16 protein-coding genes and 1 pseudogene are annotated in these 15,607 nt (G+C 73.0%); 10 read left to right on the top strand and 7 right to left on the bottom strand.

Annotated features, from left to right (window positions below; all coding sequences use genetic code 11):
• Positions 1-18 precede the first annotated feature (18 nt).
• The gene (locus tag BKD26_RS29855) at positions 19-879 is read left to right on the top strand and encodes a DNA-formamidopyrimidine glycosylase family protein (RefSeq protein WP_084904611.1); all 861 of its coding nucleotides are present in this window, start codon (positions 19-21) and stop codon (positions 877-879) included.
• A 24-nt stretch (positions 880-903) separates the two neighbouring features.
• Here BKD26_RS29855 and BKD26_RS29860 read toward each other — a convergent pair whose 3' ends face one another.
• The gene (locus BKD26_RS29860) at positions 904-1,542 is read right to left on the bottom strand and encodes a hypothetical protein (protein ID WP_084904616.1); all 639 of its coding nucleotides are present in this window, start codon (positions 1,540-1,542) and stop codon (positions 904-906) included.
• A gap of 131 nt (positions 1,543-1,673) precedes the next feature.
• On the opposite strand from BKD26_RS29860, the gene BKD26_RS29865 reads away from it, so the two are divergent.
• The 6 genes and pseudogenes from BKD26_RS29865 to BKD26_RS29890 all read left to right on the top strand — a co-directional run bounded on the left by BKD26_RS29865 (position 1,674) and on the right by BKD26_RS29890 (position 6,892).
• On the top strand, positions 1,674-2,417 hold the full coding sequence (locus BKD26_RS29865) for a LytTR family DNA-binding domain-containing protein (RefSeq protein WP_084904619.1): 744 nt from the start codon (positions 1,674-1,676) through the stop codon (positions 2,415-2,417).
• A gap of 134 nt (positions 2,418-2,551) precedes the next feature.
• Positions 2,552-2,824: a hypothetical protein gene (locus tag BKD26_RS29870; RefSeq protein ID WP_084904622.1), complete on the top strand. Its 273-nt coding sequence runs from the start codon at positions 2,552-2,554 to the stop codon at positions 2,822-2,824.
• Between the two features lie 103 nt (positions 2,825-2,927).
• Positions 2,928-3,314, top strand: a complete 387-nt coding sequence (locus BKD26_RS29875; protein WP_084904625.1) for a hypothetical protein — start codon at positions 2,928-2,930, stop codon at positions 3,312-3,314.
• A gap of 17 nt (positions 3,315-3,331) precedes the next feature.
• Positions 3,332-5,029 (top strand): annotated as a pseudogene (locus tag BKD26_RS29880) (cation acetate symporter); the annotation flags it as partial.
• 362 nt (positions 5,030-5,391) lie between these two features.
• Complete coding sequence (locus tag BKD26_RS29885) at positions 5,392-6,612, top strand: histidine kinase (protein ID WP_084904680.1); 1,221 nt, start codon at positions 5,392-5,394, stop codon at positions 6,610-6,612.
• Between the two features lie 58 nt (positions 6,613-6,670).
• Positions 6,671-6,892, top strand: a complete 222-nt coding sequence (locus BKD26_RS29890) for a DUF6296 family protein (protein ID WP_073759534.1) — start codon at positions 6,671-6,673, stop codon at positions 6,890-6,892.
• Between the two features lie 16 nt (positions 6,893-6,908).
• On the opposite strand, the gene BKD26_RS29895 is transcribed toward BKD26_RS29890, so the two are convergent.
• Both BKD26_RS29895 and BKD26_RS29900 read right to left on the bottom strand, forming a co-directional pair.
• Complete coding sequence (locus BKD26_RS29895) at positions 6,909-7,409, bottom strand: hypothetical protein (protein ID WP_084904628.1); 501 nt, start codon at positions 7,407-7,409, stop codon at positions 6,909-6,911.
• Positions 7,410-7,592: 183 nt separating this feature from the next.
• Positions 7,593-8,132, bottom strand: a complete 540-nt coding sequence (locus tag BKD26_RS29900; protein ID WP_073759906.1) for a sigma-70 family RNA polymerase sigma factor — start codon at positions 8,130-8,132, stop codon at positions 7,593-7,595.
• Between the two features lie 270 nt (positions 8,133-8,402).
• On the opposite strand from BKD26_RS29900, the gene BKD26_RS29905 reads away from it, so the two are divergent.
• A complete protein-coding gene (locus BKD26_RS29905; RefSeq protein ID WP_084904632.1) occupies positions 8,403-9,614 on the top strand; it encodes a CapA family protein in 1,212 nt (403 codons plus the stop codon).
• A gap of 11 nt (positions 9,615-9,625) precedes the next feature.
• Here the strand turns inward: BKD26_RS29905 and BKD26_RS29910 are convergent, their stop codons facing one another.
• Positions 9,626-11,074 carry an amino acid permease gene (locus BKD26_RS29910; protein WP_084904635.1) on the bottom strand — a complete coding sequence of 483 codons (1,449 nt, stop codon included), beginning with the start codon at positions 11,072-11,074 and terminating at the stop codon, positions 9,626-9,628.
• 185 nt (positions 11,075-11,259) lie between these two features.
• Between BKD26_RS29910 and BKD26_RS29915 the strand changes: the two genes are divergently transcribed.
• A complete protein-coding gene (locus BKD26_RS29915) occupies positions 11,260-12,111 on the top strand; it encodes a polysaccharide deacetylase family protein (RefSeq protein ID WP_084904638.1) in 852 nt (283 codons plus the stop codon).
• A 33-nt stretch (positions 12,112-12,144) separates the two neighbouring features.
• On the opposite strand, the gene BKD26_RS29920 is transcribed toward BKD26_RS29915, so the two are convergent.
• A complete protein-coding gene (locus BKD26_RS29920) occupies positions 12,145-12,801 on the bottom strand; it encodes a class F sortase (protein ID WP_084904642.1) in 657 nt (218 codons plus the stop codon).
• Positions 12,802-13,122: 321 nt separating this feature from the next.
• Between BKD26_RS29920 and BKD26_RS29925 the strand changes: the two genes are divergently transcribed.
• A complete protein-coding gene (locus BKD26_RS29925; protein WP_084904645.1) occupies positions 13,123-13,608 on the top strand; it encodes a hypothetical protein in 486 nt (161 codons plus the stop codon).
• A gap of 103 nt (positions 13,609-13,711) precedes the next feature.
• Here BKD26_RS29925 and BKD26_RS29930 read toward each other — a convergent pair whose 3' ends face one another.
• Together BKD26_RS29930 and BKD26_RS29935 are read right to left on the bottom strand one after the other, a co-directional pair.
• Positions 13,712-14,269: a hypothetical protein gene (locus tag BKD26_RS29930; protein ID WP_084904648.1), complete on the bottom strand. Its 558-nt coding sequence runs from the start codon at positions 14,267-14,269 to the stop codon at positions 13,712-13,714.
• A gap of 154 nt (positions 14,270-14,423) precedes the next feature.
• Entirely contained in the window at positions 14,424-15,197 is a 774-nt protein-coding gene (locus BKD26_RS29935) for a DUF4239 domain-containing protein (RefSeq protein ID WP_084904651.1), read from the bottom strand.
• Positions 15,198-15,607 lie beyond the last annotated feature (410 nt).

The following is a 15,607-nucleotide window of genomic DNA, read 5'->3' on the forward strand; positions in this document are numbered from 1 at the left end:
CTGCGGCACGCTGGAACCATGCCCGAACTGCCCGAGGTGGAAGCCCTCCGCGAGTTCCTCGACGAGAACCTGGTGGGCAAGGAGATCGCCCGCGCCCTGCCCGTCGCCGTCAGTGTCCTCAAGACGTACGACCCACCGCTGTCCGCGCTCGAAGGCACCACCGTCACCGCCGTCGGGCGGCACGGCAAGTTCCTCGACATCACCGCCGACGGACTCCACCTGCTGATCCACCTCGCCCGGGCCGGCTGGCTCCAGTGGCGGGACGTCCTGCCCTCCGGGCCGCCGCGCCCCGGCAAGGGCCCGCTCGCGCTGCGCGTCGCGCTCACCGGCGGTGACGGCTTCGACCTCACCGAGGCCGGCACCACCAAGCGCCTCGCCGTCCACCTCGTCCACGACCCCGCCGACGTCCCGGGCGTCGCCCGCCTCGGCCCCGACCCGCTCGCCGCCGGTTTCGACCGGGACGCCTTCGCCGCCCTGCTCACCGGCGAACGGCGACAGCTCAAGGGCGCCCTGCGCGACCAGAGCCTGATCGCGGGCATCGGCAACGCGTACAGCGACGAGATCCTGCACGCCGCCCGGATGTCACCCTTCAAGCCCGTACAGAACCTCACCGACGAGGAGACCACCACGCTGTACGAGGCGATGCGCACCACCCTGAGCGAGGCCGTGGAGCGCTCGCACGGACTGGCCGCCGGCCGCCTCAAGGCCGAGAAGAAGAGCGGGCTGCGCGTCCACGGCCGTACCGGCGAACCGTGTCCCGTCTGCGGCGACACCATCCGGGAGGTGTCGTATCGCGACTCGTCGCTCCAGTACTGCCCCACCTGCCAGACCAGCGGCAAACCCCTCGCCGACCGCCGCCTGTCCCGCCTGCTGAAGTAGGTCAGGAGTAGGTGCGGGAGCAGGTCAGGGGCGTACCGACACCAGGCGCTCACCCTCCACGGTCCGCACCTCCAGCCGCTCGATCTCGCCGAGCCGCAGCGCGGTCCCGCCCTCCATGACCGGCTCGTCGCCCTCCTCCGTCGCCCACGTCATGACCGGCCACGCCCGGCCGTCCGTCCCGACGACCACGAGTTCGCACACGTGAGGCCCCGGCACCCCGGCCACCTTCAGCGCCACCTCCGTGCCCCACTCCCGCTCCCGCAGCGCCACCGACGCCGACGTCCCGGTCGCCGTGTCCGTCGCCGCGGCCCGCCGTACCCCCGGATCGCCGCCGCCCGCGCCGGGGGAGGCCAGCAGGACGGCGCCCGGCACCGCGACGGCCAGCGCCGCGGCCACCCCGACGACGCGCGAGCGCCACCGCCGCGCCCGCGGCCGGCGTACCCGCCGACGAGAACGCGCCGCCACCGGGCGCGGCCCGAGCGGCCGCAGCGGCTCCCGGTCGGCGAGCTGCGCGAGCGCCGAGGCGGCGAAGGCGAAGCCCACGAGCCCGGCCGAGCAGGTCACGCACCGCGCCAGGTGCTCCTCGCACGCGAGGGCGTCCGCCGGTTCCAGCACGCCCAGCGCATAGGCGGCGACATCGTGATGCCGCTCCCGCAGACTCATGGGGGTGCCTCATTCCCGCGTACGCGTCCGTGTGCCGTGTGCTTCCGCGAAGCAGTTCGGGAAGCCTTACGCCAGGGAGTACGCATCCGAGCCGTTCCTCGCTCAATCGCCCCACCCCTACACTCCGCACCATGGTGCGCGTACTGGCCGTCGACGACGAGAAGCCCGCTCTCGAGGAGCTGCTCTACCTCCTCCGCTCCGACCCGAGGGTGCGCAGCGCGGAGGGCGCCACCGACGCGACCGAGGCGCTGCGCCGCATCGGCCGCGCCCTGGAAGCGGGACCCGACGGCGAGGACGCCATCGACGTCGTCTTCCTCGACATCCACATGGCCGGGCTCACCGGCCTCGACATCGCCCGGCTGATAGCCGGGTTCGCCAGGCCCCCGCTGATCGTCTTCGTCACCGCCCACGAGGGGTTCGCCCTCCAGGCGTTCGACCTCAAGGCCGTCGACTACGTCCTGAAGCCGGTCCGCAAGGAACGCCTGGCGGAGGCCGTACGCCGCGTCCGCGACCTCGCCGAACCCGCGATCGCCGGTACGGCGACCGAACAGATCCCGGTCGAACTGGGCGGCGTCACCCGGTTCGTGGCCGTCGACGACATCGCGTACGTCGAGGCGCAGGGCGACTACGCGCGGCTGCACACCGACGAGGGCAGCCACCTGGTCCGCATCCCGCTGTCCACGCTGGAGGAGCGGTGGGCGGCGCGCGGCTTCGTACGGATCCACCGCAGCCACCTCGTCGCGCTGCGCCGCATCGACGAACTGCGCCTCGACGCCGGGACGACCACCGTCCGGGTCGGCAGCGCCGAGCTCGCCGTCAGCCGCCGCCACGCCCGCCAGCTGCGCGACCTGCTGTTGCGCCAGGCACGCGGCTGACACGAGCCGCCGGACCGGCCACGGGGCCGACCGCTCGACGCGTGGTCCGTGCCGTTCGGCGACCGGCGGCGGGCCGGGCTCAGGGGGCGTGGCGTGTGGCGCCTACCCTTGATCACCGGAGAGGGGGCCGGACCGTGACCGTCGAGATCGAGGCGCTGCTCGCCGAACTGCGCGCCCTGCCGGGCCTCCGGCCGGGCGGCCCGCGCGAGGCCGAGGCGCTGCTCGCCGGGGTCAAGAGCGCCGCCGGACGCTGGGCCGACGTGCTGTACGAGATCCAGGAGTCGACGCACGGGCTGGTCGGGCCCCGCACGGCCGCCGCGCTGGAGGTGGCGTTCCGCCGGGCCGAGGAGTCCTACGTCGAGCTGGAGATCGCGCTCGGCGACGCCGGCCGGCGGACCGACAACTGACGCGAAACCGGGGTCTACCTTCGGTAATGGCTTCTGCGTAGACTCCACCATCCGAGCCGGCCGCCCAGCCGGCCGCCCCAGCCGAGCCCACCCACGGACGCCGATGCCCGCAGCCCAGCAGCCCGCGCGCCGCCCCCGCCGCGAGACGGTCACCGGTGTGCCGCGCTCCGCCCGCCGCCCCCCGGGCCACGCGCCCGCCCGTTCCGAGATCAGCGAGCAGACCACCCTCGGCCACACCTACGTACGGTCCCTGATGCGCAGCCAGCTGCGCGCCGCGCTCTACGCGCTCGGCACCCTCGCCCTGCTCGTCGGCTCGCTGCCCCTGCTGTTCACCCTCCCGGCGGCCCTGGGGCCCGGCACCGCCCAGCCCTTCGTCTGGGCCGTCCTCGGCGTCGGCACGTACCCCGTCGTCTGGCTCATCGCCCGCTGGTACGTCCGCCGCGCCGAGCGCAACGAACGCGACTTCACCGGCCTCGTGGAAGGCCGCTGAGCCGGCGTGGAACGGACGTGAACCAGACCTACGCGGTGGCCGCCGTCACCGCCGTCGTCCTCGCCACCGTGCTCATCGGCGCGCTCGGTCTGCGCATCTCCCGCACCACCTCCGACTTCTACGTCGCCTCCCGCACCGTCGGCCCCCGCCTCAACGCCGCCGCCATCAGCGGCGAGTACCTCTCCGCCGCCTCCTTCCTCGGCATCGCCGGACTCGTCCTCCTCCAGGGCCCCGACATGCTCTGGTACCCGGTCGGCTACACCGCCGGCTACCTCGTCCTGCTGGTGCTGGTCGCCGCCCCGCTGCGCCGCTCCGGCGCGTACACCCTCTCCGACTTCGCCGAGGCCCGCCTCGAATCGCCCGAGGCCCGCCGGCTGGCCAGCCTCTTCGTCGTCGGCATCGGCTGGCTGTACCTGCTGCCGCAGCTCCAGGGCGCGGGCCTGACACTGGAGATCCTCACCGGCACGCCCGACTGGGTCGGCGGACTCGTCGTCGCCGTCGTCGTCACGGGCGCGGTGGCGGCGGGCGGGATGCGGAGCATCACCTTCGTGCAGGCCTTCCAGTACTGGCTCAAGCTCACCGCCCTGCTGGTCCCCGCCCTGTTCCTGGTCTCCGCCTGGTGGGGCGACGACGCGCCGCGCGCCCGGTTCGACGCGCCCGCCGTCTTCCGCGAGCACACCGCCGTGACGGTCGGCGACACCGTACGCATCGACGTGGACGCGCCGCTGACCCTCACCGTCTCCGGGCGCGTCGACTCCACCGCGTACGAGGAGGACCGCGTCACGCTCGCCGAGGGGAGCCACCGTGTCGAGGCCGGGACCACCCTGCGCTTCCCCGAGGGCGCGCACGTGCCCGAGCGGGGCGCTACCGGCACCGATCCGGTCGGCTGGTCACAGCCGCTGGCGGGCGGCCACGACGGCCACCAGCTGTACGCCACGTACGGGCTGATCCTCGCCACGTTCCTCGGCACCATGGGGCTGCCGCACGTCGCGGTCCGCTTCTACACCAGCCCCGACGGGCGCACCGCGCGCCGCACCACGCTCGTCGTCCTCGGCCTGGTGGGCGCCTTCTACCTGCTGCCCCCGGTGTACGGCGCGCTCGGCCGGATCTACGCGCCCGAACTCGCCCTCAGCGGCGCGGCGGACGCCGCCGTGCTCGTCCTGCCCGACCGGGTGGTGGGAGGGACGGCCGGTGAGCTGCTGGGCGCGCTGCTGGCGGGCGGGGCGTTCGCGGCGTTCCTGTCGACGGCGTCGGGGCTGACCATGTCGGTGGCGGGGGTGCTCAGCCAGGACGTGCTTCCCTCGCGCGGCGTACGGCACTTCCGGCTGGCGACCGTGCTCGCCATGGCGGTGCCGCTGGCGGTCAGCCTGGTGGCCACGAACGTGCCGGTGGCGGACGCCGTGGGGCTGGCGTTCGCCGTGTCGGCGTCCTCGTTCTGCCCGCTGCTGGTGCTGGGTATCTGGTGGCGGCGCCTCACCCCGCCCGGCGCGATGGCCGGTCTCGTGGCGGGCGGCGGGGCCGCGCTCACGGCCGTGATGGCGACCCGCGCGGGGCTCGCCCCGGAGGGGTGGCCGCACACGTTGATGGCGTGGCCCGCCGTCTGGTCCGTGCCGCTCGGCTTCCTGACGATGGTCGCCGTCTCGCTCGCCACGCCCCGCCGCGTCCCGGCCGGCACGCCCGCGATCCTGGCCCGGCTCCACCTGCCCGAAGACCTGCTCGGCCGCCCGTCGCGGCGCGCCGAGGGACGCACCGAGGGACGCGCCGAGGGACGCACCGAGGGACGCACCGAACCGGAGCCGGGAGGCCGCGACCACCCGGGAGAGCGCCGGGGAGGCGGCCCCGGAGAGCGCCTGCAAGGCAGCAGGGTGGAGCGGCCGCAAGGCAGAGCGGTGGAGCGCCCGCAGGGCAGCGGGGAGCAGCGCCCGCGCGGCCGCTGGGAGGTGCGCCGGCACAGCAGCGCCGAGTCCCGCGCCGAGTCCCGCGCCGAGTCCCGCGCCGAGGACCGCGCCGAGGACCGCGCCGAGTCCCGCACCGAGGACCGCGCCGAGGACCGCGCCCGCCCGTGGGGGGCCGACCGGTGAGCGGCACGCTCCTGGCCGCCCTCGGTGCTGCCGGGGCCGTCCTCCTCGTCGCCGGGTTCGCGCTCGGGCGGCTCACCGCGCGGCGGACCGGGAAGGACGTGCTGGACCTCGGCACCCCCGTCGAACGCGCCACCTTCCACACCCTCCACACCGCGTCCCTCGCCGCCCCGCCCCTGCGCGCCGGGCTCACCGAGGACACCGCGCGCAAGGCCGCCCGCCGGCTGCGCTCGCTGCTCGGCACGGAGGCGCTGTGCCTCACCGACCGCACGGCCGTCCTCGCCTGGGACGGCCCCGGCGGCGACCACCACCGCGCCCAGGTGATGGAACGGGTCGCCGAGCTGCTCGGCTCGGGGCGGGGCCAGAGCGTGCGCGCGGCGTGCGACGAGCCGGACTGTCCGCTGCGCTGGGCGGTGATCGCGCCGCTGACCGGCGAGGAGGGTGTGCTGGGTGCCCTCGTCGCGTACGGGTCGCGCGAGTCGGCGGTGCTGGTACGGGCCGCGACGGAGGTGGCCCGCTGGGTCTCCGTACAGCTGGAACTGGCCGAGCTGGACCGGTCCCGTACCCGCCTGATCGAGGCCGAGATCCGCGCCCTGCGCGCCCAGATCTCGCCGCACTTCATCTTCAACTCGCTCGCCGCCATCGCGTCCTTCGTCCGCACCGACCCCGAACGCGCCCGCGAACTCCTTCTGGAATTCGCCGACTTCACCCGCTACTCGTTCCGGCGGCACGGTGAGTTCACCCAGCTCGCCGACGAGCTGCGCTCCATCGAGCAGTACCTGGCGCTCGCCGGGGCGCGCTTCGGCGACCGGCTCCAGGTGACCCTCCAGGTGGCGCCCGAGGTGCTGCCGGTGACGTTGCCGTTCCTGTGCCTTCAGCCGCTGGTCGAGAACGCCGTCAAGCACGGCCTGGAGGACTCCCGCACCACCTGCCGGGTGACCATCGCGGCCGAGGACGCGGGCGCCGAGGCGGTCGTCACCATCGAGGACGACGGCGTCGGCATGGAACCGGACGTGCTGCGGGCCATCCTCGCGGGCGAGCGTCCCCAGGCGTCCGGCATCGGCCTGTGCAACGTCGACGAACGGCTGCGCCAGGTGTACGGGGACGACTACGGCCTCGTGGTCGAGACGGGCGTCGGTGCGGGCATGAAAGTCACGGTCCGTGTCCCGAAGTACCGCCCGGGTGTCCACCGCGATCCGCCCACGTCCGTTCAGGCATGAAAAGTCCCGGTATGGGGACGCGGGTGCAATGGCGGCGACCGCTCACCGGGAGGCAACCATGCGCATCCATGATCACTACGAGCTGGACTTCGGGCAGGAAGACGTCGTGCGGGTGCACCGTACGGACCGCACCGGGGCCGGCGGGCACCCCGTCTACGCCGACGACACGGGCATCGTCCTGGCGGAGATAAGCGACCGGGGCGAGGTGCGGATGCTCGCCAGCGGCGGCCACCAGGACCTGCCCAACAGGGTCCGGGCACGTCCCGTCCAGCCGCACTGAGCCGACCGGACCCAGATCAGTACAGCCGCAGCGCCAGGTGCCCGAGCGGGAGGCCCAGGCGCCATGACGGCAGCCACACCGCCTCCGACTCGTCGACCACGAGCCCGGGAGCCGGGCCGGCCGACAGCGCGCCCAGGTCGGTGGCGAGCAGGTGCGTGCCCTCCAGCAGGCGCCAGGTCTCCCGGGCGAGTGCCAGGCCCTCGTCCTCGTCTCCGTCGCGCTCCCGCCGCGCGGCCAGCCGTTCGCGTACCCAGTCCTCCCAGGGGTGGCCGTGCGCCGTGCGCGTCAGCCACTCCTCCAGCCGGTCCTCGGCGCCCGCGCCGGAGGCGTCGTCGGTTCCGTCGCCCAGGTAGACGGTGAGCGCCAGCGTCCGGCGGCCCGCCTGGTACTCCAGGGAGCCGGGTTCGACCAGGCCGCCGGCTCTCAGCAGTTCGTCGGCGATGTACTCGGCACACAGCCAGGCCATCGGGACGGCCAGCCCGCCCCCGCCGGTGCCGTTCGTGCTCTCGGGCCGCAACGTTCCCACCTTCTCCCGGACGTTCTGCGTGTGCGTGTGGTCCTCGACGACGAGCCTCTACCGTCAGGCACGGCCCGGGACCGCTCTTTGCTCAACTCGGCGGTGTGGTTTCGCCTACATTCCGGCCGGGGCCGTGACGTACGGGCGGCAGTGTGCCCGGAGGGGAGCGTGGGGCGGGAGCGTTCAGGACGGGAGCGAGCCGGAGAGCGTCCGGCTGTAGCCGGGCAGGCACCGGCCGAGCGCCCGCAGCGCGTAGTGCGACCGCGACTTGACCGTCCCGGCCGGTATACCCAGATCCGCCGCGGCCTCGTTCACGGTCAGGCCGTCGAAGTAGATCCGTACGAGCACGGCGCGGTGCTCGGGGCTCAGCTCCCGTACCGCCGCGCGCACGTCGAGCGCGGCGACGGCGGACTCGGTGACGTCCGAGGGGTCGGGGGTGCTCGCGAGCACGCCGTCCCCGATCTCGGTGGGGCGGGCCATCCGGGACCGGCGGGCGTCGATCGCCAGGCGCCGGCCGACCGTGAAGAGCCACGGGCGCATCGACTCGTACGGGGCCTCGAACGCCTCGGGGTGCTGCCAGGCGCGGACCAGCGTCTCCTGGAGCAGGTCCTCGGCGCGCTGCTTGTCCCCGTAGGTCAGGCCGAGCAGAAAGCTCAACAGCGCGGGTCCGTGTTCACGCTGGAGCTCCTCCAAGGCCCGCTCGTCGGTGGTCGCCGTCGTCATCGTCACACCCTTTCCCGCCGTACTCAGACCCTCGACGCGTATACGAACGCATCCGGGCCCGCAGGGACAGGCGCCGCACCGGGATGTGCGACGAGCGGTCACACCGAGCGGCGAATGGTGCGGTGAGCGGTCACGTGGACCGTTAGATCCCCTTTCACTGCGTTTGTATGATTTTTCGTATTTAAGGATTGACTGATCCTCATTTCCCGTAGGGATTCAGGGGAGCACCTCACGTCTCCCAAGCCCCTGAAGCCCCACGGAGTCCGGCTGATGACCACCACACGCATGCGACGGTCCACGGTGGCGGTGGCCGCCGTCCTTCTTTCCGCGGCGGCAGGCTGCGCCGGTGCGGAGCCGGAGCCGCACAGCGCCGCCGTCCCGGCGGGCCGCACCCAGCAGGCCGCCCCGCCCGTGCCCTCATCGGCGGGCGGCCCCGCCGCCGCGCCCGCAGGCGGGTTCACGCTCGTGGCCAGCGGCGACGTCCTGCCGCACGCCTCGATCATCCGGCAGGCCCAGGCGGACGCCGGCGGCAACGGCTACGACTTCCGCCCCATGCTCTCCGGCGTCAAGCCCGTCGTCTCCAAGGCCGACCTGGCCATCTGCCACATGGAGACGGTGTACGGCAAGGAGGGCGGCCCCTACACCGGCTACCCGTCCTTCAAGTCCCCGCCCCAGGTCGCCACCGCGCTCGCCGCCACCGGATACGACTCCTGCTCCACCGCCTCCAACCACACCCTGGACGACGGCGCCGCAGGCCTCGGCCGCACCCTGGACGCCCTGGACAAGGTGGGCGTCCGCCACGCCGGTTCCGCCCGCACCGCCGCCGAGGCCGCCCGGCCCACCCTGCTCAAGGCGGGCGGCGCCACGGTGGCCCACCTGGCGTACACCTACGGCACCAACGGCATTCCGCTGCCCCAGGGCAGGCCCTGGGCGGTCAACCTCATCAACGAGAACAAGATCCTCGCCGACGCGCGGGCGGCCCGCGCCGCCGGTGCCGATGTCGTCGTGGTCAGCCTGCACTGGGGCACGGAGTGGCAGACCGCCCCGGACGCCCAGCAGTTGAGCCTCGGCCGGAGCCTCACCGCGTCCGCGACCGGCGGCCGCCCCGACATCGACCTGATCCTCGGCACCCACGCCCACGTCCCGCAGGCGTACGAGAAGGTCAACGGCACCTGGATCATCTACGGCATGGGCGACCAGATCGCCGGCGACATGATCAACTACAGCGGCGCCTTCGACCCGCGCGGCAACCAGGGCACCATCGGCCGCTTCACCTTCACCCCGCCCGCCACGCCCGGCGGCCGCTGGGACGTGGCGAAGGCGGAGTTCCTCCCGCAGTGGTTCAACACCGGCACGGGCCGGGTGGTCAACCTCAACGCCGCGATCAGGGCGGGCGACAACCTCACCGGCGTACGCGACCGCATCCAGCAGGTCGCCCTCAGCCGCGGCGCGGCCAAGGACGGCCTGCTGATGGGGGAGTAGCCCGAGCCGGCTTACGGGGTGGGCGGTTCGTCCGTCCGGGCCGTGCCGCGGGCCTCTGCCCCGGCCAGGTTGGACTTGCGGTACGAGTAGGCGAAGTAGACCACCAGCCCCAGCGCGAACCACACCGCGAACCGGGCCCACGTCTGCCACTGCAGGAAGGTGATCAGCCAGATGGAGAAGACCACGCCGATGGCCGGCACGAACGGCATGCCGGGCGTGCGGAACGTACGCGGCAGGTCCGGCCGCCGGTAGCGGAGCACGATCACCGCGACGCACACCACCACGAACGCCAGCAGGATGCCGATGTTGGTCAGCTCGGCCGCCTCGCCGATCGGCAGGAACCCCGCGATCAGCGCCGACGCGACACCGACGATCCACGTCACGCGGGTCGGTACGTGCCGTGTCGGGTGGGTCTTGGCGAACCAGTGCGGCAGCAGCCCGTCCCGGGACATGGAGAACCACACACGAGTGACACCCAGCATGAACGTGAACATGACGGTCAGAATGCCGATGATCGCGCCCACCGCGATGATGTCCGCCAGCGCGCCGAGCCCGACCGACTTGAACGCGGTGGAGAAGCCGCTCTCCTTGTCGACCTCCGTGTAGTTCTGCATCCCGGTCAGGACCAGGCAGGCCAGCACGTACAGGACCATCGAGAAGGCGAGCGAGTAGATGATCGCCTTCGGCATGTGCCGCTGCGCGTCCTTGGACTCCTCCGCCGCCGTCGACATCGCGTCGTACCCGAACACCGCGAAGAACACCGTCGCCGCACCGGTGAACGCGCCGCCCACTCCGTACGGGAAGAAGGGGCTGTAGTTGGACGACTTGACGTGGAAGAAGCCGACCACGATCACCAGCAGCACCACCAGCACCTTCAGCACCACGACGACCGTCTCGAAGCGCGCCGCGTTCTTGATGCCGAGCGTGAGCAGATACGCGATCAGCAGGCACAGAAGCGCCGCGAACAGGTCGACCTTGTGGCCGTCGCCCGTCCCCGGCGCGCCCAGCATCCAGGCGGGCAGCTCCGCGCCCACCTCGCCGAGCAGGAAGTTGAAGTACCCGGAGATGCCGATGGCGACGACCGCGACGATCGCGGTGTACTCCAGCAGCAGGTCCCACCCGATGAACCAGCCCGCCAGCTCGCCGAGCACCGCGTAGCCGTACGTGTACGCCGACCCCGCCTTCGGGATCAGCCCCGCGAACTCGGCGTAGCTGAACGCGGCGGCCGCGCTGGCCACCCCCGCGATCAGGAACGAGACGAGCACGGCGGGCCCCGCCGTGCCGTTGGCGACCGTGCCGGCGAGGGTGAAGATGCCCGCGCCGATGATGCCGCCGACACCGATGGCGGTGAGCTGCCACAGCCCCAGCGTCCGGGTGAGCCGTTCCTCCTCGGCGCCCTCGTCGATCAGTGCGATGGGTTTGCGGCGCAGAATTCCCCGCCCCGCACGGATTCCGGCCATGAGCGTCACCTCTTCGCAGACGGCATCGGCTGACGGCGGATCATGATGGCCCAGCGCGGGCCCGGGCGGAAGACGACACACACCGCCGGTTCCCGCCGGTCGCCTGCTGGTCCCATCGGGTGCAATCGGCTGCCCGGCCGGTGTGGGGCAGGGGCACAGGGCATCCGCCATGCGAGTTATTAGTCATGAAAAAGGATCAACTGCCTACGGGGCGGCGGATGGTGCTGCGCATCGCCGCCGCACTCGGGGCCACCACGACCTTCGGGCTCTTCGCCCTGGAACGGACCGGCGCACCACCCCGCCCCGCCGCCCCCCTACCGCCCGGCGCGGCCGGCCCACCGGTGGGCGTCCAGGGGGGCCCGCGCCTGGCGCCGTCCTCGTACCGGCTCCAGCCGATGACCGCGTACGCGCCGGCCCGCTACCGCCGCGCCCTGCCGCCCGTGCGGCAGCGGCCCTTCCTGCGGGTCTCCGGCGCCGGCCGGTCGATGGTCCTCTCCTTCGACGACGGGCCCGACCCCCGCTACACCCCCGCCATCCTCCGGACGCTGCGCAAGCACGGCGTACGCGCCATGTTCTTCGTCTGCGGCGAGATGGCGGCCGTCAACCCGGAGCTGCTGCGCGAGATGGCGGACGACGGGCACGTGGTGGGCAACCACTCCTGGTCCCACCCGCTCATCCCCAGGCTCCGGCCCTCCCGCATCCGCGACGAACTGGGCAGCACCAGCGACATCATCGAGCGCACCCTCGGCTCCCCGCCGCTGTGGTACCGGGCACCCTACGGCGCCTGGAACCGGCACTCCTTCGAGATCGGTGCCGAACTGGGCATGGAGCCGCTCGCCTGGACGGTGGACACACTGGACTGGAAGGAGCCCGGCGCGCACGTGATCGTACGCCGGGTGCTCGACGGGGCAGGGCCCGGCGTCGTCGTGCTCTCCCACGACGCGGGCGGCGACCGCTCCCAGAGCGTGGCCGCGCTGCGCGCCTACCTGCCGGAGCTGCTGGCCGCCGGCTACCACCTCACCGTGCCGCGCCGGTGAGGCGCGTACGGCGCCCGCTGAGCGGCCGGCCGCTCAGCGGGTCGCCACCATCCGCGCGAAGACGACCACGTTGCCGTCGTAGCCGTTGGCCTTCGAGTATCCGCCGCCACAGGTGATCACGCGCAGCTCCGGGTGCCCGGTGTCGCCGTACACGCGCACACCGGGGAAGTCCTCCTTGGAGAAGACCTCGATGCCGTACACCTCGAACACGGCCACCCGCCCGTCGTAGCGCGTGACCTCCACGTGGCCGCCCTTCTTGAGTGACCCGAGACCGTAGAAGACGGCAGGGCCCGCCTCGTTGTCGACATGGCCGACGATGACCGACGTACCGCGCTGCCCGGGGGAGATGCCGTTCTGGTACCAGCCGGCCATGTTGCGGTCCTGGGCCGGGGGCGCGTCGATCCAGCCGTCCCGGTCCAGCCCGACGTCCATGATCGGGGCGTCGACCTCGATCGACTCGATCCGGATCCGGGAGGCGGGCGCGTACGCGAGCGGGCGCAGGCCGGCGGGCGGGACCGGGGCCGCGCCGACGCGGCGGCTCTCCGAGACGGCGGCGGGAGCCGGCTGGGGCGGGCCGGGCTGCGGGTCGACGCCGTTCCGCATCATCGCGAGACCAGTGAGCATGACGAGAGCCAGTGCGCCCCACGGTGAGCGTCTCCTCGACTCGAAGCCACTGTGGTCCAGGCCCATGGTTCTCCCTTCGCGGCGTAGTACGACGCTAAGTGCGCCCCGCCGCACAGGCGATCAGGGGAGGGGCGAACGGGTGGCACGCGCCAGAGGTGATGACCCATCCGAGTAGTCGTCGTACGGAATCCCCGCCGGGGCCCCTGACGGTCCGTGACCTGGGGCTCCGTCAGATGAGCGCGCGGGACGTCGGCGTGTCGGCTCACCGGGGTGGACGAGTTCCGAAATGCGGTAATAGGACGGACTTGTGAAAGTTCGTGGTGGAAGGCGTACTCGTCGAATCTCCCGGAGCGCCGCTTCGGGGCGTCTTCCACTGGAGGTTCAACGATGCGTGCTTCACGCGCTCTCGCGGTGGCCGCCACCGCCGGCGCGGCCATCGGGCTCTGCGCCCCCCTGGCCGTCGCCAACAACGGTCCGACCAACGTCACGGTCTCCCCGACCCGGGTGCACCAGGGCGGCCAGCTCGCGGTCAGCGCCATGGGGTGCGGCCACGGCGGCACGGTCACGTCCAACGCCTTCCCCAAGACGGCCCTCACCGTCAACGCCTCGGGTCACTCGGCCGCCACGCCGCGGATCTACGACCACGCCACGCCGGGTCAGTACAACCTGGCCGTCAAGTGCAGCGACCACCCCATGGTGGTCACCCGGACCTTCACGGTCGTGCGCGGGCACGGCGCCCGGGGCGGCATCGGCGGCTCCATGGCCCCGAGCTCCACCGAGATGGCCATCGGTGGCGCCCTGGTAGCCACGGCGGCCGTCGGCGGCGGGCTGTTCATCAGCCGCCGTCGCCGTGTGAACGGCGGAAAGGTCTGACCGGCCGAACCTCCCGGTCGGCCGAATACGCCCGTCGCCCCGAGTCCTGACCGACCAGGACTCGGGGCGACGGGCTTGCCGGGCTCGTGAGCGGTTTCGTCACTCAGTGGCGACGACTTTCGGCGCGGCGGCGCAGCATGTAGATGACCCCGGTGGCAGCCGCGACCACCAGGGCCGTCCCGGCCGCGAGCTCACCGGCGTTCAGGCCGCCGATGCTGCCGCCCACACCGCCGCGTACGCCCTGGGTGGGCGCCGCGGGGGTCACCGTCCGGGTGGCGGTCACCGTCGGCACGGCGGTCGAGCTGGTGGTCGGGGTGCTGGTGGCGCGGGCGATGGTGAGGTCGACGGTGCCCGGCGTGCCACCGGCGCACGTGAAGGACACCGTGTAGACCGCGCCCCGCTTGGCGTCCCAGTCGACGGTGGCCGTCGCGGAACGGCCGGCCGGGATGGTGACCGTGTCGAAGACGCCCGATGACGCCATCGCGGTGCCGGGGCAGCCGGGGGCCGTGAGCACGACCCTGCCGCCCGGCTGGACGGTCGAGGGGCTGATGGCGAAGTCACCGGGGGCGTACTTTCCGGAAGCCACCGCCGGGGCGGGGGCGGTCAGGGCGAGAGCGGCCGCTCCGAGGAGAGCGGCGGAGGCGGCACCTATCGCGCGCATCGTCAATCCTCCGGGTCCCGAGGAGCAGCTGCGGAACGGATTTCCACAAAGCGTCTGATATGCACCTCGATGCCGGAAACGCTAGGAGCGCCTTACCACAGCCGCGATCTCAGGCGGGCGAATGGGGCACCGAAGTCCCCCGGACGGCGGACGTTCAGCCTCCGAGGCGTTCGAGGTGGGGGAAGAGGTTCAGGAAAGGATCGGGTGTCGCGGAGACCCCGCGGCCGAACGGCGCGTCGAAGGCCCAGATCAGGAACAGCAGGAAGGCGATCAGCGCGCTGAACAGGCCCGCGAGCAGCAGTTCGCGGAACGTACGCCGGATCTGGAGCGTGAAGATGAGCCCCACCGTGATCAGCGCTCCCGTGATCAGGCCGAACCACACCACACCCGGCATGGTGGCCCCCGCGTTCTCGGCCCGGGCGCTCCGCGCGTCGTCGGCGACCGCCACCTGGTCCACCAGCGGCTGGTACGCCTCGCCCTGGTGGTCGTCGGCCGGGCGGTAGTCCGAGACATCACGCCGCACCCGCTCCAGCAGCTCGGTGCCCTCGTCGGTCAGCTCGCCCCGGTCGGCCATGTGCTGCCACTCGGTGTCGACGACATGGGAGACGTACGCGTCCACATCGCCGCGGATGCGGTCGCGCACCCCGGCGGGCCAGACCTCCGCCCTGGCCGACACCTCGTGCAGCGCCTGGGCCTCCTGACGGACGCTCTCCTGCGCGGCGCTGCGGCCCTCCCAGACGCCGGCGATGGCCAGGCCCAGCACGATCGCGTACACCACGCCGATCATCATCGTCATGTACTCGAGGACGTCCGGGGTCTCGGACGGGTCGTCGTCGTCACCGATGCGGCGGTTGTTGATCACGACGATGGTCAGGACGACCGCGCACGCGGCGGCCATCGCGATGGACAGGACAAGCCATTCCGACAAGGTGTTCTCCGGGCGGTGGGTTCTGGTCGGGTGTCAGCGGGTCGGGTGCTAGCGGGAGGAACGGGGGCGCAGGACGGCGGCGCCGAACACCGCGGGGGCCATGATCAGGAGCATCACGGTGACCGTGGACGGGCCGCCCGCCGGTTCGGCGCGCTGCGCTCGCCGGTAGGCGGGCAGCGGGACGGTCGTCGGGGGTGGGGGTGCGGGGCGCGGCGTCGCGGTGGGGGTCGGTTCCGGGGGCGGGGGCGGCTCCGGCTGCTGTGGCGGCGGCGGGGCCGGCGCGGGAGGCGGTGGGGGTGGGGGTGGGGGTGGGCTTCGACCGGGCCATCGGGCTCGCGCCGGACAGCTACTGGGCCGTGGGCAGCCGGGGCCAGGCCCTCCGTGCACTGGGCCGCCACGAGGCCGCCCTC

The organism is Streptomyces sp. CB03238 (genome assembly GCF_002099185.1).
GTDB lineage: Bacteria > Actinomycetota > Actinomycetes > Streptomycetales > Streptomycetaceae > Streptomyces.